Here is a 22,301-nt window from a genome sequence, read left to right on the forward strand (position 1 = left end):
AAAACACTGTTCATCAAGGTGCACATATCAAGTCGCACATAGGTTAATTAAGTCTAGTAAGTAAATTGTCAGTAGCAACGCATGTTTGGCAAAAGTGCTGTCAATTGTGTTGAAATAGTCGTTGAGTAGAAAATGGGAAGCAGGGATTGAAAGCAACTTGATCAAAGTGAATAATCGCCACCAAGATCAAAAAAGGCCGTTAAGACAGCCTGTTGCTGAACTTAAACGACCTTTTCATTGAATTTTGATTAAGCTAATTCGATCTTAGCTCATTCAAATTCGCTTATTTTTGAAGTTGCTCTTTAGCGGCTTCAACCTTAGAAAAATCTAGGCCAAGCTCTTCAACTGCTTCTTTGATTAGCGCAGGGTTTTGCATTACCTGGCCCATCAGCATTTGAAGTTTATCTTGTGGTAAGCCAAGTTGGCTGATCGTCGCCATTGCTGCAAGAGGGTTCTCGGTCAACGTCTTGAATAGCTCGCTGATCTGCTCGTCGCTAATATTGTTCTCTTTCAACATTGCTAAAATCGGGTTCATTTTTTTGCCTTTGAAACACTAAATTAAGTAGGAGCACAGCATACCATCTAGCTGTGCTCGATTGTACTAGCAACTTATACTTTGCCTACTGTGAAGTAACCCTAAGCCTAGCGAGACTCTAATGGGTAAGAGCGGTAGCTCCACATACCATAGGTTCTAAGCGCATCTCGGTAGATACCTAGTAGCTCACCATCACTCGCCTTCTTAAGATCTGCGAGTGGCTTGTCTGGGTAAGAAACCGTATCAAAAGTAATGCCCTGAGGGCCGGTTTGCCAGCTAGCGATTTCAAACAGAGTTTGACCACGACGAACATGGCTTGCCGAGCTAATAATGGTCGCGTGCTTAATATCATGGCGAGCAAGTGCGTAGCTACTGAATAAGGCATTGCCTACCGTGCTGGTCGCGTAATTCTCTTCGATGATGCGATCTTTGCTTACCCCTTTCTCGATAAGCCAATCCGCCATTAACTTACCTTCAGTCTTGTGGTTCTTGGGCACGCCACCCGTTAACACGATCATCGCATCTGAGTTCGCCTTAGCCATCGCCAATGTTGTCTCAAGACGCTCAACCAAAATTTGATGCATAGAGCCGTCTGGATTAAGCGCATAGCCCAAAGTGACAATCGCGCCATGATGATCAAGCAAGCCTTTATCCGCAGACTCTTTCAACGGTGTTTCTAACACGCGGTCGACCGTAGCAAAAATGCGTTTGATGTCTTCTGCTTTACCTTTGTTCAGGCTTTCCAGTTTCTCCATGTGCTTATTGGATTCACTTTCATTGCCTTCAAATCGCTGCCAAACCGCAAGGTAAGCATGAAGATCAACATCGTCTGGTGCAACCGTCAGCGCTTGCTCAAACAGCTCAATAGCGCGCTCTGCATTCTTGTTGTAGATCTGAGCGTTCGCTGCCGAGATAAGCAAATCAGTACGGTAAGGTTCTAGTTGGTAAGCTTCTAACAATCGGTTAGTCACAATTTCCATGTTGCTTGGCATTTTAGCCGTAAAGCCCGCGTGAGAAATTCTTGCCGGAGACTTAAACGCCTGCAACGCATCAAGAAGTAATTGGTCGACAACTTGTCGCTTAGTCACCAACTGCGCGTAATCCGCAGAAGCCTGTACTGCGCCGTCGTTAGCAGCAAAAGAATAAGGTGTTGCGCCAAAAGCCAGCATGCCACCAAGAGCGAGGGCGATAATGTTCTTTTTCATGAAAAGATCCTGTGTCGTTAAGTGTTCACATCAGATTTGCTCACCAATGTAAGTCCCTAAGATTAAAAAACCGTGAAGCACACCTTAATCTCTGACGTTTATATTCATTTGTTGCATAAGGTGTGGCAGCAGATCATGATTTTGAACTTACCAATAAGCCTGTGCATCCAGATAATTCTGGTTTGAACCAGTGCTCAACGTTTTTGTTGGAATATCTGACTGCGGATTTCATACGCCCTATCCCGCCAAAAACCACCCATCACAAATCCGAACTCCGCATAAAGCAACGAATCAAAAAAACCACTTTAAGCTCATTTTTTCAACAACTTAAAATCCAACACACTGAATCGCGCGATTTTACCCCTCGCTCAAATAACGAGGTCTTCAACACATAGAGTTGGAATGCGAGTCAGAAGATCTTCAAATAATTCAAAATCAACCATTGAACGATCGTTCAAGTGGTGCTTTAATAAATGACCAATACAAGGAGTTACCCCATGCTTAAGTTCTATTTTCACCAAACACCAAACCCAATGAAGATCGCTCTGTTTTTGGAAGAGACAGGCCTAGATTTTGAACTTGTTCCTGTCGATACCTTAAAGGGTGAGCAGCATTCACCGGAATATCGTTTAATCAATCCAAATGGCAAAACGCCTGCGATTGAAGATGAAGGACAACGTGTATTCGACTCTAACGCTATCCTTCTGTATCTCTCAGAGAAAACAGGCAAGCTTGGCGGTCAGCCAGAAGACAGAGCTGAACTACTCTCTTGGATGATGTTTATCGCGAGTGGCCTTGGTCCATATTCAGGCCAATCGGTACACTTCCGCCATGCTGCACCAGCAGGCTTAGACTACGCTGTGAACCGATACCTACGTGAAGCACAACGTCACTACGAAGTGTTAGAGAAGCATATGGAAGGTCGTGAGTTTATCGTCGGAAATGAGTACACGATTGTCGATGTCGCTGCATGGGGCTGGATTGATAAAGCACCTGTCGTGCTTGGTGAAGAAGGCTTAGAACCTTACCCGAACTTGAAGCGCTGGTTTAACGCAATCAACACTCGCCCTGCTGCGCTGCGTGCTCGCGAAATCGGCAAAGGCATTGAGTTTAAAACCGAACGTGATGAAGAAGCGAAACGAGCGCTGTTTCCTTCGAATTTCCCAATCAACGAAGAATTCAGCATGAAGTAAACGATGTGGAGCGAAAGCTCATTACTGGGCGAGCTATCTAAAAATCAATAGTATTGTTTCTATTAACTGATACCACACTAGTTAAAATATCAATACTATTGATATAGCTATTGTAAGAACCCTTACCGACATCCGATGGTGTCTCTGTCGGTCGTGCCGGGGAAAAGTCCTGAATCAGTTACTCTGGATCGCAGCGAATTTGTAAGGCATATGTTAGGCATGAATTAAACTTCGACTACAAAGCATAAACTTATTTTCAAGATACCAAATGAAAAAACAATCATGTGACAATCAACTAAAGAGACGATAAATGAGTTTTACAAAGACTAATAGCATTTGAAAGTAATATTAATTTTTGAATGCTAATTCAAATAATTAGGCGTTCTGATAGTTTTGCTTTTTTCGTTAATATTCTAGGCAACAAAATGAGATCAGGCTGCCTTAGTGCTTTACTTGTTACAATATCTGGTACGTGCTATCTGTCTAAAGGTTTTTCAGGACTTGAGAATCAGTTTGGTATGGTATGGGCAGGAGCTGCGTTAATCGTCTTAATCGTGTTTAATTTGACGCTGCCACTCTCTTTAGGCGCTTACTTTTATACTACAAGTATATTAGGTTGGCACTGGTTTGAGGCATCATTATTCACGTTAGTACTAATAACCATCATAGTTCCTGCGATCATTAAATCTGTTAGTCACATTCTAAATCCAGCGTCTTCTGAAAATTAGACAGATTATTAGCGCGCAGGTTTAATGACATTGATTTTATCAATTTCACGTAAAAAAAGAGCCGCTTTAGCGGCTCTTGATTTTCAAACTATTCGAATCAGTTCAGATTACTCTTTACCGAATACGTTGTTCTCTTGCTCTTGTACACGGATGAAAGTCGTACGCTTAGTTAGCTCTTTAAGCTTTGCTGCACCTACGTATGTACAAGTTGAACGTACACCACCAAGGATGTCAGAAATTGTGTTGTGAACAGAGCCACGGAACGGAAGTAAAACAGTTTTACCTTCAGCAGCACGGTACTTAGCAACACCACCTGAGTGCTTGTCCATAGCCGACTGTGACGACATTCCATAGAACTTCATGAATTGCTTACCGTCTTGCTCTACAACTTCGCCGCCTGACTCAGAGTGACCTGCTAGCATGCCGCCTAGCATTACGAAGTCAGCACCGCCGCCGAACGCTTTAGATACGTCACCCGCACATGAACAGCCACCGTCACCGATGATCATGCCGCCAAGGCCGTGTGCTGCGTCGCCACACTCGATGATTGCAGAAAGTTGAGGGTAACCTACGCCTGTTTTAACACGTGTAGTACAAACAGAACCAGGGCCGATACCAACCTTAACGATGTCTGCGCCAGCTAGGATTAGCTCTTCAACCATGTCACCCGTTACAACGTTACCAGCAGAGATAACTTTAGTCGGGAATTCAGCACGTACTTTTTGTACATACTCAACTAGGTGCTCTGAGTAGCCGTTAGCGATATCAATACAGATAAATACGAATTCGTCGCTAAGCGCCATGATTTGCTTAGTTTTCTCAAACTCAGCTTCAGAAGTACCTGTTGAAACAAATACGTTGTTCAGCGTTTTCTTGTCTGCTGTTTTTGCGAACTCAGCCCACTGCTCTACTGTGTAGTGCTTGTGTACTGCAGTCATAACACCGTGCTCTGCTAGAGCAGCTGCCATTTCAAAGCTTGCTACCGAATCCATGTTCGCTGCAATTACTGGAGTACCAGACCATTGACGACCGCTATGCTTGAATGTAAAATCGCGGGTTAATTCAACTTGAGAACGGCTTTTAAGGGTAGAACGCTTCGGACGGAAGAGTACATCTTTGAAACCTAACTTAAGTTCTTGTTCGATACGCATGATAATTTGTCCTGTAATCATATTACGTGTCGTGCGTTTTCGGTAAGCGTTGGCAGACGCTTTACTGAGTTTCGGACACAAAAAAACCGGAGCGTTGGCAGACGCTCCGGTTTTCAGCATTATAGGCTGTGATTTACTAACAGCAAGTCTGATATTTCATTTTTTTTTGTGCTATCCTCTCAAAGATTCCATATCTGGTAAAAGCTTCCCGCCCGTCATTTCCTACTAAATTCATAGTAATTAATAACTTAACAACATATTCACGCAAACGCTGTCGGTTTATTGCGCAAACGTTTCCCTTGCAAATTCGGCGAAAAAATCTTCGATAAGGCAAATTTGTGAAAAAAGTGCCCTTTAATCACATAAAAATCACACTTTTCTTGAATCAAAAAATGCGTTTTTTCTTAAATAATTTCATTTTTTTCTGACTTTTTTCGCTTCGAGTGCCGATCTCAGCCCTCTTTCATTAGCCCTGAAATTTATAAAGTACAAAGGCAAGATCGATTAGCACGTTCGAAACTTGGATGAGCGGGGTAAAGTCCACAAAATATGGCAGGTTAGATGCGCTTATTTATGAGAACCCAGCGGATACAAGCCGCTGTTGATAGAGCCTAACAACAACTCGACTAAAGTTAACGAACACGGAACGCCTTTCTTTAGTTCGAACTCATTACTACAGGATCAGATACAAAAATGGCCAAGGGGATTAACCTTGGCCATTTTTATTTGGTTTTCAGAGTGCTCTTATAAGGCGATTCAATTTTCACCTTAAGGTACGTCAAGCCTTTTTCTGAGACATCAGAGCTTCAGCAGTCGCATCTTGAATCGACAAGAACAAGGATGTCACTTGCCCAGTTGGAGAACGCATCGGGTTAAGCGTGACGTTCTGATACATAAAGTCGGCTTGCTGAGTTACTGGCCTCACGTTGCGGCACTTAAACAGATAAGGCCTTTGTTGCCACGTTATGAAGCTACGGCAGCCTAGGTCATAAACCGGTTTTGTTTTAAGCCTAAACCACTCTTCAGGAATTTCAGGGAATAACTCAAAGATCGACTTACCGATCGCATCATGCGATTGCTTACCGCTATGGTGCGTCATGAAGCCATTCCAAACTTGTACCTGAAAGTCACGGTTAATGACCACCAGCCCCATATCGACGTTTTGAACCATGTCTACCATCCAGTGGAACTGTTCAAATTCAGCAGGAAGATTCAACATATTAAAACTCCTCCATTAGGTAGGCCAATTTGTTATCTAGAAGAGGCAGAGACTCATCAACAAACATAAATAGAAGGTCACAACGGATGGACGTGCCGTCGATGTTGTAGCTGACTTCGAACGTCATGGTCTTTTTAAATGAGCCGCTGGTATTTTCAATCACCGAATCAATCGAGATGTGTTGACCTAGCAGCACAGGAGAGCCCTGGAAGAAACGAACTTCTGATTGCTCCCCTAACCCATTCAAGAAAGAGCCGACTAAGATGTTCGATACATCCATCAACAACTCTAATTCTTCTAGCTGCTCGCTTTCTGTTGGCACCTTCATGAGCTTCTTAAGATCGCTCACACTGGAATCACTCAACAAAACTAGCGCTTCACCTGCAATGCCTTCTCCACTAAAGCCTTGGCAAACACCCGACACTTGGTCGTTATCCGCTAGGTCACGAAGTGCCATGTGCAATTCACTCACTTCGAAGATGTTAACGTTCGGCAGCGGTAGGTGAACAAACACATTAAAGTGACGAGCCAGTGCATCAGCGGCACGGCCTATCGCTACGTTCGCGACTTCCATATAGATATCGCGTCTGCGAAGTATTGGCAGTTCTAAAGCGGTTGGGGTAATGATTTGAGGTTGTTTTGGCGGCTCGACATGCTCACGTAAAATGGCTTTTAGCGCTTCTTTATCGATCGGCTTTTGCAAAAATGCTTTGGCGCCAAGATCCAGCACCTTCTGTTGTGCTTTTGGTTGTATGTCACCAGAAACAACGACAACTGGCGTGGTATCGCCTAAACGTTGCATCTCTTCCAATGTACCATAGCCGTCTAATTCCGGCATGGTTAGGTCGAGGAACATCAATTTGAATTGGTTTTTAGCGAGCTCTTCAAGTGCATTAAGCCCATGAACAGCAAAAGTTATATCTGCATTTAGAGAACTAGGCAGTGACCGAGCCATCTGCTTCCTTGCTAACGCAGAATCATCACATATAAGAACTGGGAACGACATAAATGCACCACTGACAAATTAAAGCTAATTCGACCGAGTGTAACAGAACATTATGGTATCAGGTACGGGGTGAATGGATTTATGTGCAGATTATTAGTAAGAATGATGAAACAGGTGGGTAAGCTATTATTTCGCATTATTCTTCATGAAAAACAATATGCTACAAAGGTAATAGCCAATCCTTGCTGTTGAGTAATAGCACTATTATATTTAACAGCAGCCTTAACAAGCGGGTTTATTAAGGCTCGACTGACTCATTCATTGAACGGCTTTATGTAGCCATGATAGAGAGCTATCCAACAAAGCTAATGCAAGAGAACTAGAACTGATATGAAGGCCATAAAATCAGTAATGCGAAACGTATGATCACAGCAAATACCAACAACGCGATCCCCAGGCGATACCATTTGTATTCGGCGATGTTCATTGGGATACGCTTGTAGAACATCGTAATCACGCCTTTCCAATCGCTACTGCGTCTTCCATACTGCATCATGCTCGTCAAAACAAACAGTGCGCCAAGCACTAACATTCCTTTTTCAGCCCAGAACAATCCAACTTCCATTTGTGTATTCCTTGATAAAACGGTGAGCAACTCAAATCATTCTAGTCACCTTTTAGCTCGGTTTCTGTAAGACCAAGGTCTAAATTACGAAGTACGCAATTTAGGGCTTATAGGTCATTGTTGGTAATTGATAGTTCTCGGTCAGCAATACAACGTTTATCGTTCAAGGTTCCATGGTAAAGGCGAGCATCACAAGCAAATCACGTATAAGCATGATTCGACAAATCTGGAGATTGGTTGTTCTTTTGAATGACACGCATCAATTGGATAAGCAGCAGAATACCTGTCACGCCTAAGCCAACACCGATTCCGCCCCAAATCCCTGCCAATTCGAACTTAGGCATCAAATACCAAGCCGCAGGCAAGCCAAATACCCAGTAACCGATGGCAGTCATCACGGTTGGCATAGAGACAATCTTCATGCCTCTTAGCAGGTTAATCGCCAGTAGTTGCCAAGCATCAACAATAAAGCACAAAGCAACGACCCAAATCACAGAAGCCAGTAGTGAAGTCATAGCACCCGTGCCATCGTCTAACTTGAAGATAGAAGCGATCATCTCAGGCCATATAATGAACACGGCCGACAACGCCACACTCAACACCGACACCAATATGAAGCTTTGAATCGAGGTTCTTTTTATTCCTTCGTAGTTACCCGCGCCAAAATCACGGCCAACCAAAATCGCCGCAGCTTGTGAGAAACCAAAATTGAAGTTCCAAGTAAAGCTTAAACATTGCAGCAAGATTTGGTGCAAGGCTAACGAAGCAATACTGATCGTGCCCGCCATCAAGGTGCCACCGTAAATCAAGCCATGCTCAAGTAAAGCAGCCAAGCCGATTGGTAGACCCATCAACAACAATGGGCTCATCAACTTGATTGAATACTCTTCTGTATTTAGCCAAGGGGCGAACTGCTTAAACTCGTCACGCTTAAATACCCAAACCGTATATCCAACCATCACGATAAATGCCGCGATAGCCGTACCAAGCCCTAAACCTGTTAAGCCCATGTCTAATTGGAAGGTGAGAAAGTAGCTCACTGGCACATTCAGAATTACGGTGATAATCGACATCACAAGAATGGAGCGCACGTTGCCAAACGCACTGGTTAAGCCACGAAGTACCAACAAGATAAGCGAAGGCAACATTACCCACTTCAAAGCATGGACATATTCCATGGCTAAAGTGATCACTTCTGGTGGCTGTTTGGCTGCTTCTAATACCAACGGAGCAAACCAGAAGCTGGCCATTAAGGTCACGCTGAGCACGAATGCCAACATGGTTGCGCCTTTCACCGCCAATCTAATTTGAGTATTACCAAACTCAGGGCGAGCTACTCGCTGACCATAAGCGATCGCAATCAAATTCGCGACACAACCCACGGTGCTGCTCGCAATAATGAAGATGAAAAAGTAGATTGAGGCACCTAAGCCACCAGCCGCAAGGGCTGACACACTGATACGCGACATCATCCAAACATCAGTAAGGACTAAAGCCATAGAGATCAGCTGTGAAATGATCAAAGGGAATGCAAGAGTGAGTATTTTTTTCATGAGCGCCTCAGTTAATTTCGCCCAAAATACGATCGATGAGGCTGGCGTTCAATTGATAAATTTGCGACTCTAACATTCCATAAACTCATGCGAACGAATTATGACCCCATATCCTAGCTTGCCATCCTCACATAATGGCCTAAAAGCCTTTGAAGCTGCCGCAAGGCTGATGAGCTTTACTCTGGCTGCCGAAGAGCTGCATGTGACACAAAGTGCAATCAGCCGACAGATCAAACAGCTTGAAGATGAGTTAAACGCATCACTGGTTATTCGTAAGCATCGAGCCATAGAATTAACGGTACAAGGTCATGATTTGTATGTGGCTTTGCGAGAAAGCTACGGCAATATCGAAGCTGTTATCGCCTCTTGGAGTGAGCCCAAGCAGAAGCGTATTGTGATCAAAGCGACCTTGAGTTTCGCGACGCGAGTATTGATCTCTAAAGTGCGGGAATTAAACGAGCGTTATCAAGATCATGAGATCGTCATAGTTCCTGTGATTGAGGAAGACGAATCGATTAATAGTAGTGAGTATGATCTACTGATCTTCCACACGCGCTTCAAAAAGCGCTATGACAAAGCACCTGATATCACCTTCTTGCGTGAAGAGTTTATGGCGCCGGTTTGCTCTACTAGTTTAACCACCAAAGACACCGACCTTGATTCAATCTTAACCTTGCCAAGGCTGCATCCAACCTTAGATCATCACGACTGGAAAGTGTGGCTGGCCGATGTTGAATTCCCACCAAAGAAACCTGTCAGAAATACCAGCTTCTTGTCTTTAGATATGGCGCTCAGTGCCTGTCTATCCGGTGAAGGGGTTACGGTCACGGATCTGTTGTTAGTTCAACAAGATCTCCAACGAGGCTTCTTGTACTGCCCTAGAAATGCAAAAATCCAACACAGTGCTTGGACTTACTTCATGCACCAGCGCAGTCACACGCCTATCATCAACGACCTTATTGAATGGCTTAGAGAAGAGACAACAAAAGAGATCGAGTTGCTGAAAGTACTCGCACAGCAATATCAATGGTTTGGTGTAATAGAACAGGACAAAGACTTTGGTCGGCTCTTCTAAACTAAGTTATGATTCCTGTTCCCTCAACCGATTGATATTTTTATGTCTTCTTTCTCTTTTTCACAAATCCCTGTTGGGGTTCGATTCATGATCCTCTCCGCTTTTGGATTCGCACTGATGTCAGCTTGTGTGAAATACATCAGCAATTATGGCATTCCTGTATTCGAAATTGTTGCAGCAAGGGCTTTGGTGTCTTTGATCATCAGCTACATCGACGTAAAACGAAAAGGCATTTCGATCTGGGGTAATAACAAACCTTTGTTGTTTGTTCGTGGCGCAGTAGGTACTGCAGCACTGATGTGTGTTTACTACGCTGTAACCACTCTTCCGTTAGCAGAAGCGACCATTCTACAATACGTACATCCGGTCTTTACCGCGTTGCTCGGTGTGTTGTTCCTGAAAGAACGCGTCCAGAAATCGACCATGATCTGCATTGCATTCTGCCTAGCGGGATTATTGGTGATGGTTCAACCAAGCATGAACAGCGGCGCGAGCAGCGAGTTACCGCTATTCAGCATTATGGTGGCGTTATGTGGTGCGTTTGGTAGCTCAATTGCTTATGTGATTGTGAGAAAGCTGAGCCAGACGGAAGACAGCTCTGTCATCATCTTCTACTTCCCACTGGTTGCTCTGCCAATATCGACAGTCCTTATTTGGAACGACTTTGTATGGCCAAGTCTATTCTTAACCGTGATGCTCGTGTTAGTCGGTATTTTCACTCAGATAGGCCAATACGGTTTGACCAAAGCGATGCAGACTCAAGCGGCGGGTAAAGCTTCGGCTTACTCATACGTCCAGATCGTCTTCTCGGCACTGTTAGGCGTGTGGATCTTTAATGAAATTCCATCGGTTTGGACTTATCTAGGCGGTGGCCTGATTGTGACTGGCGCGCTGATTAATGTGTTTGGCAAACAACTGTTGGTGCCTTTTAAGGCTAAATAAACAACCCAACAACTGAGCTAAACATCAGCTAAATAATCAGCTATTGCATAGACCTAAAAAGGGCATTGCGGATTATTCCACAATGCCCTTTTCTATAAATGCTCTCTAGCGCGCTTTCATTCAGCTAACCAACTTTAACAAAGCGGCGTATTACGTAACTAACTCGTGGCATTTCGTAACTTAGGGTCATCACTTAGGTATTCAACGAACTCGATTTCAAAGCCTGCCGGATCCACAAAGTAGACATTTTTTCGATAAGGTTCTTCAGCGCCAGGTTTAGCAATCGGGAAACCCGCATCGATAAGACGTTGAGTGACGCTTTCGATATTATTGGTCACATAAGCGAAGTGCGCGAGGCCAACAGAGTGCCCTGCCAAATCTCTGTTTTCACCCTCACCGTGATCACTCAATGCGATGTATTGGTACTCGTCGCCAAAATGCAGCCAGTTACGTGGCTTGCCTGACCATTCGCCTTTTCCTTCATCACGAACGTACCAGTGTGGAAACGCCGCTTTATAGAAAGTCAGCATTTCAGGGATGTCCTTGACGACTAAATTCACATGTTCAAGTTGGATCATTCTTCTCTCCTTAAAGTATTCTCGTAAGCAACGTTGCACATCCTAATACCTCAAGTTAAGTTGAGGTAAAGCACTAATTTGCATTTATTTCGAGAACGTTTTTAGAGCCCAAATTGTCGTATTTTGAAGCGATACAAACCCTAAGTTTAGACGACCTTCCCTGATGTGGTTTATTTGGAATCCAGAATGACTGAGAGACAAGCCGCTATGGTTTAGGCGGAGTAACCTCAACTTCTAAAGCGGCTCGGTCTCTCCACTTGAAAACCTTCTTCCATTTAATCGGCATCATTGGAATAACGATGAGACTAATGCCCACCAGCGTCAGGATGTCTGGAATCTCATCGAACCACATAACACCAAACAATGTTACGAACACCAACCCAGAATATTCGGCGAGCGCAATCTGGTTGGCCGGTGCTTTTTTGTAAGCCACCACCACAAGCGCATGGTATCCAAGTACGAACAAGTTGATTGCCATGATCCAACCAACATGACGCCATTCGAGCGCAGACCAAGTTGGCAGCGCTAATGCCAGTGCAAGTGGCAGAGTCATAATGCTGGTCCAGAACAGAGTTGAGATGATGTGTTGCTCTGCATTCAAGCGTTTAATCAAGATATTACCCACGCCCATCGCAAGCGCACTGCCTAGCCCAGCAATCGCCGCCCAATGAAATTGTTCAGGGCGTAACACGATTAATACGCCCACAAAACCAATCAGGGTCGCGATCACTTTTGAAGATGTCGGCCTTTCTTTCAACAGCACGATCGACAAAGGCAGCATAAGGATTGGTCCAACGTAGAACATCGCGTTTGCTGTCGCCAAAGTAAGGTGTGTAATGGCGATCATCGCGCAGCCACTCCCCACTAAGATAAATTGAGCCCTTAAGAAGTTGATTCGGCAACCGCCTTTCATACGCGTCTCTCTCGGTAACTTTAACCAAAATGGAAGCAACAAGATCACGCTCAATAGCTGACGGATAAACACGTACTGGAACGTAGGGACTTCGCCATTCAGTATCTTCAATGATACGTCTGAAAAAGACGCAAGTAGGTTTGCGAGCACCAAAAGCAAAATGGCGTGGTTAACAGCTTTATTCATACAGAAGTAAGATTACACATTTGTCATACAATTATGGGCGCACATCATACATGAGAATTTGAAATGTGTAATAGCAAAATTAATAAGGCTCAGACTAATGCAATTTTGAATTAAACCTCGATGAACAAATCACAGCTATTCGTTCAATATTTAGCCGCATTAATATTCTCTTATTGACTGATACATCAAGTTACAAATCGCTTTCATATTAACCAAGAACACTGATCTGGGTTAATAAATTGGCTTCACAATAACCTTACTTTTAATGTGGTCAGATAATTACAAAAAAGGAAGTTAAAGTGAAAAAATTATTAGCACTTGGTATCGCAGCGGTAATCTCGGCTCCAGCAGTAGCCGACCACAACACAATCAATGGTATGGATTTTGGTCCACTCGCAAAGTTAGTCGGCACATGGAAATCAGTCGAAACTGGCGGCGTTGATATTTCTCCAGGCCAAGAAGGCACAGAAGTGGGTGCAGGTGGTCCCGCGGTTACACCATTCTATGAAGTAATGACGTTTGAGGTTGCGGCAGATGCAACCAATGCCAGCGATCAATATCTGGTTGCTCTGTACTACAAACAAGAAGTATTCAGAAAGGCCGACGACTCTAAGTTCCACGATCAACGTGGCTACTTCATCTACGACCAAAAAAATCAGGTCGTCTACAACTCTTACTGCGTACCACGCACCACATGTGTCACCGCAGAAGGCCCTGCTGGCGATACAATGACGTTAGTTGCGTCTAAGCGTGGCATCGCTGAGTCCGAATACATGACGGACAACGCAACCACCACGGGCTTCACGATGAACATTAGCATTTCAGACGATACGCTGACGTACTCTCAAACAACAGGCTTAGAGATCTACGACAACGCATTTGCTCATACAGATTCAAGCACTCTAATTAAAGTGAAGTAGATTCAAATACAAACGCCTTTCACAGCGAAGTGAAAGGCGTTTTTCTGTTGTACTTGTAACAACAAACAAGTTTAACTAGATTGTGTATCAACCTTGGCGTAACGGTTGGCTAGCACTGCACAGTAAAAGATCTGAATCGGGTGATAAAGCATGATTGGTAGTAATATCATCCCTAGATTAGGGTTGTGAGCAAAGATCACCTTAGCCATAGGAATACCTGCCGCTAAGGTCTTCTTAGTACCACAGAATACTGCCGCGACTTCATCTTGATGATTGAATCCAACCTTTCGGGCACTCCATTGAATGCCGTGTACCATCACCATCAATACCACTAAACAAATCACCGCTGACAGCAACAACAGCATTGGTGAAAAGTCGCTCCAAATACCGTGTTCAATAGAGTCACAGAAAGCACTGTAGACGATCAGAAGTATCACGTATTTATCTAACTTATTGACCACTGACTTGTGTTTCTGAGTCCATTCAAAAAGTAACGGGCGCATCAACTGGCCGACAATCATTGGCAATAGCAGCATTTTAGATATAGAGATCACCGATTCCATCAGGTTTAGCTCTGCACCTTCCAACCCCATAAAGAGCTGGATCAGTAGAGGCGTAATGAACACGCCTAAAATACTAGAAAGTGATGCATTGAATATCGCACCCGGTAGGTTTCCTTTTCCAATCACCGTCATCGCGACCGAAGACGAAATCGTACTCGGTAATACGAAGAGGTAACAGAAACCAAAGGCCAGAGCTGCTGGCATATAAGCGACAAAGCCTTGCCCGAATATCACCCAAAGCAGTGGGTAAACTAAGAATGTCGCGCTTTGTACAAAAACATGCAGCTTCCAATTCGAAAGCCCCTCAAGAATGGCTTTGGGAGACAAACCCAAACCGTGTAAGAAAAACACCAAAGCGATGCCGAGAACAGTCACCGTATCGAGATGAAGTACCCCACCCGATTTGCCCCAATCCGGCGTAAAAACAGCAACGACCATAGCCACCACCATCCCTACAAGAAACCATTCCTTTTTCAGTTTTTCTATCATGTTGACACGCACTTTCTGTAGATTCCATTTCAGCCAATAACAAGGCTCCGATGCTATTTATCCTATCGACTCTAATTTTAATTAACCACCATAAACGCAAATTAAGCTCGTCTTTATCTTGAGGGTTAACGTTGTTATTCGAGTTTGTTACGCACGCTTCGCTCTGGATTGAACAGATGTATGGAATGATGATGAAATATTAGAAAACAGCGGTTTATCGAGAAGGTAAGACCCTTTCAGTGATCGGGGCACAGAGGTAAGCCGTAAGGATATGAAAGAAAGACGTAGGCAATCTAAACACCAAAGATCAGCCTATTCTCAAAGATGACGCAGCGGGAGTAACACATGGACAACAGAATCACCATTATTGAATTTCTCAGAGTATTTGAGTTTATTCGCTCTTCCGGTGAGCAACGGGACAACAAATATCTAGTTGGCGAAATGACGGCTTGGCATGATTACGACGGTTACACCTGTTGGCTAAGCTATAAAGACGTCACGGTGACGCTGATGTTTCACGGTTCGCTAAAAATTGAGTACGGCAACGCTTCAAATTACTCTGAATTTATTGAGCATTGTATGGGTATGCTTGCCACTGAACCTTCTCCATAAAACGCGAACAGACTAACGGCTAACGGCTAACGGCTAACGGAGACAATCATGAACGAAACGGCTTCATTGCTTAAGCGAAGACACCCTTTGTGGCTAGTACTCAGCCTCTCCTTTTTATGGTCTCAAGTATCTGTAGCAGGCATAGGTATGATTGATTTTATACAACCGAACGAACACAAGAATTGGACAGCGACCAACGACGATGTAATGGGTGGCATCTCTACAGGCGAGCTCATTTATCTTGATGATATGAGTCGATTTAGGGGCGAGCTATCGTTAGAAAATAATGGTGGTTTCAGTTCTGTAAAGCGCTCCATTGAATCACCTGCCCATGAAATAGACAGTGCAGAGCTAGTATTCGTTGGTGATGGTCGCACTTACCAACTGAGGTTCACAACATCGAAGGACGGCAATCGAATTCAATACAAACACGATTTCGATACGATAAAGGGAGAACAGTTTAGCAAGGTGTTCCACTTCAATGATTTTCAAGCTGTGTTCAGAGGTCGGCTACTGAGCGATGCGCCGGAACTTAAGGCACAAGACATCAAACAAATCGGTTTTTTGATTGCGGACAAAGAGCCCTCGCCTTTTGAGCTAGACCTAATACAGCTTCACTTCAGAACATCGAAACCTATCACATCACCAGAAGCTGACTAAACTGAAAACAAACAAAAGCCCCTGAAACCTTTTGACTAGCAATCAGATATCAGGGGCTTCTTCTATTTAAACCGTCAACGACTCAAAACAACGACGGATTAAAACATCAGCAATTAGTATTTGATGGCAGTTTTACCAATCGAGGCACTGCTCTCAATGCGTTGGTGTGCATCTTTGATTGTATCCACACTAAAGCCATTTAGGGTCGTGGTTAGAGTCGTTTTAATACGGCCCGAATCAATCAGATTCGCGGCTTGGAATAGGATGTCTTGCTGCTTCTGGATATCTTCGGTGTTAAACAATGAACGCGTGAACATCAGCTCCCAAACAAAGCCTGCTGATTTTCCTTGCAGCGCTGATAAGTCAATGCCACCATCAAATTCAACAATCGAACTGATCATGCCTTGCGGTGCGATCAACTCAACCATCGCATCCCAGTGCCCTTTTGTATCAGCAACATTGAAAATGTAGTCAACATGTTGAATGCCTTGCTCTCGCACTGACTCAACAAGGTTACGGTGGTTCACCACATAGTCCGCTCCCATATCTCTTACCCACTGCTCCGTTTCAGGTCTTGAAGCTGTTGCGATAACATTTAGGTTGGTCAGTTGCTTAGCCAGTTGAATCGTAATTGAACCAACGCCGCCCGCTCCACCAATGATCAGGATAGACTTTTTCTCTTCAGGACGAACACGCAAGCGGTCAAACAACGCTTCCCATGCTGTAAGCGTCGCTAGTGGCATAACGGCTGCAGCTTCATCAGAAAGGCTCTTAGGCGCTTTAGCGGTAATACGGTAGTCCACAGCTTGGTATTCTGCGTTAGCCCCCATGCGTGTTACGTCACCCGCATAGTACACACGGTCACCGACTTCGAAGCCTTCAACGTCAGCACCTTTACCAACAACTTCACCGACTGCGTCATAACCCAGCACTTTTGGTTGTTCGAGTGTTTTGTCTTTGGCACTACGAATACGAATTTTTGCGTCAGCAGGGTTAATAGAAGTCGCGCTCACTTTTACCAGCAAGTCATTATTTTTTAGTTCTGGCAGACTCGTTTCAAACTCAAATAAACTGTCTTGCTCTGTAATCGCAAGTGATTGAGTAAATCCGATAGCTTTCATTTTTGATGGTACTGACATGGTGCTTTCTCCTTGAATTAGACGAGTTAATCTTAGTCAATTCTCACTCTAGATAAACCGCCTAATATTTGAATGATTATCAAATAATTTTTGATAATCAGATGTATATGCGCAGGAAAAATACTAAGATTAGCAATTTGAAAATGCCTAATTTATGGGTAACCGATTCAAGGTTCAGAACAGGGAAACGAAATGCTTCTTGAAGACTTACAGGTCATTTTGAAAGTGGCGGAGTTTCGTAGTATCACCGCTGCAGCCACCAACCTAGATATGCGCACTGCCACAGCAAGTGCAGCCGTAAAACGTGTTGAAGCGGCACTCGGTGCAGAGTTGTTTGTAAGAACCACACGCCACCTAAGGCTCTCTTCAGCAGGCGAGCGTTATTTACCGGAATGCGAACAAGCCTTAAAGATGTTGGAGCAAGCGAAGCTCAACATGCGCGAAGAGCTCGGGATTCTTGACGGTGAAATTCGTATCGCGCTTTCTTCTGATCTAGGACGAAACCTAATCACACCTTGGCTTGATGAGTTTTTACTGGAATATCCTAACGCCGCACTACGTACTAGCATCAGCGATAGCAATATCGACTTCTACCGAGATTCCGTCGATATGGCGCTGCGTTACGGCTCTCCGACCGATGCGAACATGTATGGTTTCAAGATATGCGATGTGCCGAGGATATTGTGTGCGGCTCCTGAATACTTGGCTGAAATGGGAACACCAAAACACCCGAGTGACTTAGCGCAGCACAATGGTTTGCTTTACCAACTCCATGATATGTTGCAAGACGAGTGGGTGTTTAACGAGGGTACTCAAGATCATAAAGTGAAACTAAAAGGAAATCGCGCTTCGAACGACGCAGACCTTGTAAGACGTTGGTGTATCGCAGGTAAAGGAGTGGCAATAAAATCTTGTTTAGACATGTCACCTCATCTGCTTTCAGGTGAAGTGGTTAAAGTTATGCCTGAGTTTAAGCCGACCCCTACCGAGCTCTGGTTAGTGTGTCCAAGTCGTCAATCCATCACCCCGACTGTGCGTCTACTGAGAGATTTATTCAGAGAGAAGACCGCTGAGATCCTTTCGCAACTGAGCAAACAAGGCATCATAGAAAGCACAACATCTTAAGATTGAATGCCGCTTAAAGATAAGAAACAGAGAGACAAAAAAGGCGTTAGCGAACTCAATTCGCTAACGCCTTTCATCATTAGAACATCATAGCTTCATGATGAACCTTAATAAGAGTACTTAGTTTAATACTCTTAATACAAGAGCTTAGTTTGACTCGTCTTCAACGTCGCAGTCTGCACAGCACTGAAGAGCAATCTCATGTTCGAAGGTGATGGTGTCTTTACCTTCTTCTACTAGCTCTGCGATTTCGTCTACCACTTCTTTTTCATCATCCGCTTCGATTCCGCTTGCTAGCTCTTCTTCTGAATAACCGAAGAAGTTCAGTAGTAAATACTCACGCGCTTCATCTTTCGTACAAACCACGTCCGCTGAAAGATCAGGAGTGACCTCGCCTTGTGCAAGTGTTGCTGTCACTTGTGCGATAGCATCGTCTTTCATCGCAGGCGTTAACCAACCAAGATCAGTACTTACTGTCGTTTTTTTACAGTCGAAGCAAGGCAGTTGGTGAAAGTAGTATTGAAAGGTAGTCATAGGTAAATTCTTCTTTAAATGTTGTATAGCGAGATTATGCGCGTTTTGTAGCAAAATACTATCTCAATCACAACCTGAAACCGCTTCGTTCTAAGTATTTTTTCAAGCTCCGCGCAAGCTGATGTGATCATCCTATAAAAGCGCTGTTTTGCGCATGCTTACTCAGCTTTACGCTTGTTTACATTTGTACGGGTAATATATGCCTCATCAAATAATAAGCGTGGTACCTCACAATTGCTTTGGCTCTTGCTTAGTTTCGTCGTTCCAGCTATCAGCTATGAGTTCACGGCTTACTTAACTACTTAGCTACTTAGCTACTTAGCTCGGATTTGTTTGAAATAGCTTTGTTTTCAATTAACTTACTTGCACTTGGCTTATTTTGAACCACGCTTATTTAAATCACCCATTTAGGATACCCAATCAATGATCATCAAAAAATATCAAGCCCTTGCCCTTTCATCGGTTGCTTTGCTCGCTACAGGCTGCTCACCATCATCAGATACGCCTTCGGTCAGCAACATCAGTGATTACCAAGGCTCAGCGAGTATTACTCAGGGTGTGGCGACCACCGTTGAATCGAATCTCTTTGAGTGTGCAAACGGACGTAGCCGAGTGGCGGGCGTTGGGGAAATTACGGACTCAGAAGGAAAGGTTTGGACGGTTCCAGCCAAGAACAACTTTGCGACAGGGCCAAAAGCCTTTGATCTTTATGAAGAGTGCTCAAACACCACACCAAGCAGCCTAGCCGAAGTCGATCAAAGCTCTGTACCTGTAGCGATAGTGGATCAAGACGGTGAGGAAATAACAGGCTATATTTTTGCCGATAACTATTTCGAACTTTATATCAACGGCAAGTTAATCGCGGTAGACACCGTTCCTTTCACACCGTTTAACTCAAACATCGTCAAATTTAAGGTGAAGAAGCCTTACACGATTGCCGTGAAAGTGATTGATTGGGAAGAAAACCTAGGTCTTGGCAGCGAAGATAACCGCGGAAAGGCATACCACGCTGGCGATGGTGGCTTTATCGCGAGCTTTAGTGACGGAACCGTGACAGGACCAGAATGGCAAGCACAAACCTTTTATACCTCACCGATTTATGACCTGACTTGTTTGAGTGAAGTGGACGGGAAGCGTCTTTCTGAAAGCTGCACCACGGAAGGAACTGACCACGGTCAAGATGCCTACGCCGCTCATTGGGAAACACCAACCAACTGGATGAACCAAGAGTTCGATTCAACATCTTGGCCTCAAGCATCAGTATATTCAGAAGACGATATTGGCGTGAACAATAAAAAAGCGTACATGAACTTTATCGAAAAATTCAGTGGTGCTGGCGCAAGCTTTATCTGGTCGACAAATGTCGTTCTCGATAATGAAGTGCTACTGAGATACGAAGTTAAGTAGCTTTATTCCTTTGTAAGCAAGCCCAGTCACAAGTATGACTGGGCTTACTACTCAAACAACTTGCTGGTGTTTCTAATTCACAGCGAACCTGATCATAATCTTGAGTCGTTTCATTACGACGAAGTTTGCGAAGTCTTGCTTGCTCCACGTGACTTAGCTTTGTAATTGTGTAACCAGCAACAAAACAACCCGATACACAAACCCCAAAATGCACTGCCGATTCCCAGTAAATTAGTACCAGAAGCAGTGAATAAGAAAGTAAGCAATGCGGGTTCTCGGTAATGACTGTCTGCCATTGATACCGCAAGGCAATTCATCAAGGTCGGCATCACCGCTAAGCCAGCAACCGCAATGACAATCTCGGAGGGCACGGCGCTAAACAGCGACACAAATGACATCCCCATCACGCCAGCTAACAAGTAAAACCCGCCCATACAGATCCCCGCCATGTAACGTGTCTTTGGATTGCCATCCGCATTCGGGCCCATGCAAATAGCGCCCGTAATCGCAGCAAGGTTATACGCAAAGCCACCAAACGGCGCGAAGATCAAACCTGTCACCCCAGTGGTGGTAATGATCTTCGATGAATCGACCTGGTATCCGTTCGCTTTTAGAACCGCAAATCCCGGTAAGTTCTGTGAAGCCATCGTCACTATAAACAATGGGATACCTACACTGAACAACGAAAAGAACTCAAAATCGGGCGTAATGAACATCGGGGTCGTTAATCCCATAGTTACCTGACTGACATCGAGTTTGCCAAACCCCACACACATAACCAGTGCGATAATGAAAATACTTGGGATCAGTAAATTACCTAACCGCGCTTTCGCCAGAATAAATACAGCGAGCATGACCGCTACGACTTGTGCCTCTTCCATTAACGACGTGAACAAACCCAAACCGAATTGCAATAGGATCCCCGCGAGCATCGCAGAGGCAATCGATGTTGGGATCTGTTTTAGGACTTTCTCAAATATCCCCGCTAATCCAACTAACGTGATCAACATCGAACTGAACAAAAACACGGCCACAGCCTGATTCATTGTTAGCCCTTCAAGAGATGTGATTAACAACGCCGCTCCAGGCGTCGACCACGCTGTAACCACAGGCTTCTTGTAATGAAACGAAAGCAGTATTGTGGTTACGCCCATGCCAATTCCCAACGCCCAAAACCATGACGCCACTTGTTCTTCAGTTGCTCCAGCACTCATTGCCGCTTGGAAAATAATCGCCGCGGCGCTCGCATAACCAATGAAAACAGCGATAAAGCCGGTACTGACGTGAGAAAATTTTAGCTTAGTCATGTTAATTTATTCCTGTGTGCGTTATAACGTCCATAGACTGAACTTAGCACCCGTGCGCTATAACGCACAACTAATTTTTGAAAAACTTGTAGAGAAAATATGCAAACAGAAATTAAAGTCGGCGTTAACTTGAAACGCCTTCGCCAAGAAAAAGGCTGGAGCTTAGACAAAACAGCGAAAGCAACAGGCGTGAGTAAAGCAATGTTAGGACAAATTGAACGTGGAGAATCCAGCCCGACAGTCGCTAAGCTCTGGCAGATAGCTTCTGGATTCGAGGTGTCACTTTCGAGCTTTATCGCGGCTAGCCCAAACAGTGAACTGACGAGTTTATTCAGAGATGCAAACGAACTAAGGCATGAAGAATACAACATTGGCTTTTTCGTCAGTTTGTTGTTTCCTTTTGAGGAAGCACTAGGATTTGAAATATTCGAACTCACCCTAGCACCCGATTACCAGCATGAATCCGCCCCACATAACGCAGGCGTCACTGAGCACATCTTATGCATTTCAGGAGAGATGGCCGTGATGTTTGATGATGAGTGGCATACGTTACGCGCAGGACAAGCCGTTCGCTTCAACGCCAACCAGACCCATGCCTACAAAAATATCGGTGAAGGAAACGCCGTATTTCATAATGTGATTCACTACCCTAATAACAAGCAATAGTGCCGGATTTGGTGCTAACGGATGTTTAGC

General features: G+C 44.3%; 22 protein-coding genes. 9 read left to right on the forward strand and 13 right to left on the reverse strand.

The genetic code is table 11. The features are described 5' to 3' along the window. Window positions 1-283 precede the first annotated feature (283 nt). Together AB4138_RS10345 and AB4138_RS10350 are read right to left on the reverse strand one after the other, a co-directional pair. The gene (locus AB4138_RS10345) at window positions 284-535 is read right to left on the reverse strand and encodes a DUF2999 family protein (protein ID WP_004731647.1); all 252 of its coding nucleotides are present in this window, start codon (window positions 533-535) and stop codon (window positions 284-286) included. A 107-nt stretch (window positions 536-642) separates the two neighbouring features. Then, on the reverse strand, window positions 643-1,740 hold the full coding sequence (locus AB4138_RS10350) for an ElyC/SanA/YdcF family protein (protein WP_372305928.1): 1,098 nt from the start codon (window positions 1,738-1,740) through the stop codon (window positions 643-645). A 497-nt stretch (window positions 1,741-2,237) separates the two neighbouring features. Here AB4138_RS10350 and AB4138_RS10355 point away from each other — a divergent pair, with 497 nt between their 5' ends. After that, window positions 2,238-2,933 carry a glutathione S-transferase family protein gene (locus AB4138_RS10355; protein WP_065585070.1) on the forward strand — a complete coding sequence of 232 codons (696 nt, stop codon included), beginning with the start codon at window positions 2,238-2,240 and terminating at the stop codon, window positions 2,931-2,933. A gap of 835 nt (window positions 2,934-3,768) precedes the next feature. Here the strand turns inward: AB4138_RS10355 and AB4138_RS10360 are convergent. The 5 genes from AB4138_RS10360 to AB4138_RS10380 all read right to left on the reverse strand — a co-directional run bounded on the left by AB4138_RS10360 (window position 3,769) and on the right by AB4138_RS10380 (window position 9,155). Further along, window positions 3,769-4,812 carry a GMP reductase gene (locus tag AB4138_RS10360; protein WP_017062429.1) on the reverse strand — a complete coding sequence of 348 codons (1,044 nt, stop codon included), beginning with the start codon at window positions 4,810-4,812 and terminating at the stop codon, window positions 3,769-3,771. 778 nt (window positions 4,813-5,590) lie between these two features. Beyond that, a complete protein-coding gene (locus tag AB4138_RS10365) occupies window positions 5,591-6,031 on the reverse strand; it encodes a PAS domain-containing protein (RefSeq protein ID WP_017062430.1) in 441 nt (146 codons plus the stop codon). Window position 6,032: 1 nt separating this feature from the next. Beyond that, window positions 6,033-7,037, reverse strand: coding sequence for a response regulator (locus AB4138_RS10370; protein WP_372305931.1), 1,005 nt, complete (start codon window positions 7,035-7,037; stop codon window positions 6,033-6,035). 319 nt (window positions 7,038-7,356) lie between these two features. After that, window positions 7,357-7,602 carry a hypothetical protein gene (locus AB4138_RS10375; protein ID WP_010430578.1) on the reverse strand — a complete coding sequence of 82 codons (246 nt, stop codon included), beginning with the start codon at window positions 7,600-7,602 and terminating at the stop codon, window positions 7,357-7,359. 200 nt (window positions 7,603-7,802) lie between these two features. After that, on the reverse strand, window positions 7,803-9,155 hold the full coding sequence (locus AB4138_RS10380; RefSeq protein WP_017062432.1) for an MATE family efflux transporter: 1,353 nt from the start codon (window positions 9,153-9,155) through the stop codon (window positions 7,803-7,805). A gap of 100 nt (window positions 9,156-9,255) precedes the next feature. Between AB4138_RS10380 and AB4138_RS10385 the strand changes: the two genes are divergently transcribed. Together AB4138_RS10385 and AB4138_RS10390 are read left to right on the forward strand one after the other, a co-directional pair. Next, window positions 9,256-10,230 carry a LysR family transcriptional regulator gene (locus tag AB4138_RS10385; protein ID WP_017068435.1) on the forward strand — a complete coding sequence of 325 codons (975 nt, stop codon included), beginning with the start codon at window positions 9,256-9,258 and terminating at the stop codon, window positions 10,228-10,230. A gap of 42 nt (window positions 10,231-10,272) precedes the next feature. After that, window positions 10,273-11,172: a DMT family transporter gene (locus tag AB4138_RS10390; protein WP_017068434.1), complete on the forward strand. Its 900-nt coding sequence runs from the start codon at window positions 10,273-10,275 to the stop codon at window positions 11,170-11,172. A gap of 158 nt (window positions 11,173-11,330) precedes the next feature. On the opposite strand, the gene AB4138_RS10395 is transcribed toward AB4138_RS10390, so the two are convergent. Both AB4138_RS10395 and AB4138_RS10400 read right to left on the reverse strand, forming a co-directional pair. Next, window positions 11,331-11,750 (reverse strand): VOC family protein, encoded by a 420-nt coding sequence (locus AB4138_RS10395; RefSeq protein ID WP_017065925.1) that lies wholly within the window; start codon window positions 11,748-11,750, stop codon window positions 11,331-11,333. Between the two features lie 205 nt (window positions 11,751-11,955). After that, the gene (locus AB4138_RS10400) at window positions 11,956-12,849 is read right to left on the reverse strand and encodes a DMT family transporter (protein ID WP_017065985.1); all 894 of its coding nucleotides are present in this window, start codon (window positions 12,847-12,849) and stop codon (window positions 11,956-11,958) included. Between the two features lie 299 nt (window positions 12,850-13,148). Between AB4138_RS10400 and AB4138_RS10405 the strand changes: the two genes are divergently transcribed. Then, the gene (locus tag AB4138_RS10405; RefSeq protein WP_017062436.1) at window positions 13,149-13,769 is read left to right on the forward strand and encodes a heme-binding beta-barrel domain-containing protein; all 621 of its coding nucleotides are present in this window, start codon (window positions 13,149-13,151) and stop codon (window positions 13,767-13,769) included. Between the two features lie 71 nt (window positions 13,770-13,840). On the opposite strand, the gene AB4138_RS10410 is transcribed toward AB4138_RS10405, so the two are convergent. Further along, on the reverse strand, window positions 13,841-14,821 hold the full coding sequence (locus tag AB4138_RS10410) for a bile acid:sodium symporter family protein (protein ID WP_032545880.1): 981 nt from the start codon (window positions 14,819-14,821) through the stop codon (window positions 13,841-13,843). A 345-nt stretch (window positions 14,822-15,166) separates the two neighbouring features. On the opposite strand from AB4138_RS10410, the gene AB4138_RS10415 reads away from it, so the two are divergent. Both AB4138_RS10415 and AB4138_RS10420 read left to right on the forward strand, forming a co-directional pair. Then, window positions 15,167-15,433 carry a DUF3081 domain-containing protein gene (locus AB4138_RS10415; RefSeq protein WP_372074263.1) on the forward strand — a complete coding sequence of 89 codons (267 nt, stop codon included), beginning with the start codon at window positions 15,167-15,169 and terminating at the stop codon, window positions 15,431-15,433. A gap of 48 nt (window positions 15,434-15,481) precedes the next feature. Next, window positions 15,482-16,093: a CIA30 family protein gene (locus AB4138_RS10420; protein WP_372305934.1), complete on the forward strand. Its 612-nt coding sequence runs from the start codon at window positions 15,482-15,484 to the stop codon at window positions 16,091-16,093. 113 nt (window positions 16,094-16,206) lie between these two features. Here AB4138_RS10420 and AB4138_RS10425 read toward each other — a convergent pair whose 3' ends face one another. After that, window positions 16,207-17,232 carry a zinc-binding alcohol dehydrogenase family protein gene (locus tag AB4138_RS10425; RefSeq protein ID WP_372305936.1) on the reverse strand — a complete coding sequence of 342 codons (1,026 nt, stop codon included), beginning with the start codon at window positions 17,230-17,232 and terminating at the stop codon, window positions 16,207-16,209. A 192-nt stretch (window positions 17,233-17,424) separates the two neighbouring features. Here AB4138_RS10425 and AB4138_RS10430 point away from each other — a divergent pair, with 192 nt between their 5' ends. After that, entirely contained in the window at window positions 17,425-18,357 is a 933-nt protein-coding gene (locus AB4138_RS10430; protein WP_372305938.1) for a LysR family transcriptional regulator, read from the forward strand. A 147-nt stretch (window positions 18,358-18,504) separates the two neighbouring features. Here the strand turns inward: AB4138_RS10430 and AB4138_RS10435 are convergent, their stop codons facing one another. Then, on the reverse strand, window positions 18,505-18,891 hold the full coding sequence (locus tag AB4138_RS10435) for a hypothetical protein (protein ID WP_102333936.1): 387 nt from the start codon (window positions 18,889-18,891) through the stop codon (window positions 18,505-18,507). 423 nt (window positions 18,892-19,314) lie between these two features. On the opposite strand from AB4138_RS10435, the gene AB4138_RS10440 reads away from it, so the two are divergent. Continuing rightward, window positions 19,315-20,298 (forward strand): hypothetical protein, encoded by a 984-nt coding sequence (locus AB4138_RS10440; protein ID WP_371724974.1) that lies wholly within the window; start codon window positions 19,315-19,317, stop codon window positions 20,296-20,298. A gap of 113 nt (window positions 20,299-20,411) precedes the next feature. On the opposite strand, the gene AB4138_RS10445 is transcribed toward AB4138_RS10440, so the two are convergent. Then, window positions 20,412-21,605 carry a benzoate/H(+) symporter BenE family transporter gene (locus AB4138_RS10445; protein WP_372104430.1) on the reverse strand — a complete coding sequence of 398 codons (1,194 nt, stop codon included), beginning with the start codon at window positions 21,603-21,605 and terminating at the stop codon, window positions 20,412-20,414. Between the two features lie 99 nt (window positions 21,606-21,704). Between AB4138_RS10445 and AB4138_RS10450 the strand changes: the two genes are divergently transcribed. Then, window positions 21,705-22,271 (forward strand): helix-turn-helix domain-containing protein, encoded by a 567-nt coding sequence (locus tag AB4138_RS10450; protein WP_017070515.1) that lies wholly within the window; start codon window positions 21,705-21,707, stop codon window positions 22,269-22,271. The last annotated feature ends 30 nt before the right edge of the window (window positions 22,272-22,301 follow it).

Origin of the sequence: Vibrio sp. 10N.286.52.C3 (assembly GCF_041468865.1) — a bacterium.
GTDB classification, from domain to species: domain Bacteria; phylum Pseudomonadota; class Gammaproteobacteria; order Enterobacterales; family Vibrionaceae; genus Vibrio; species Vibrio crassostreae_C.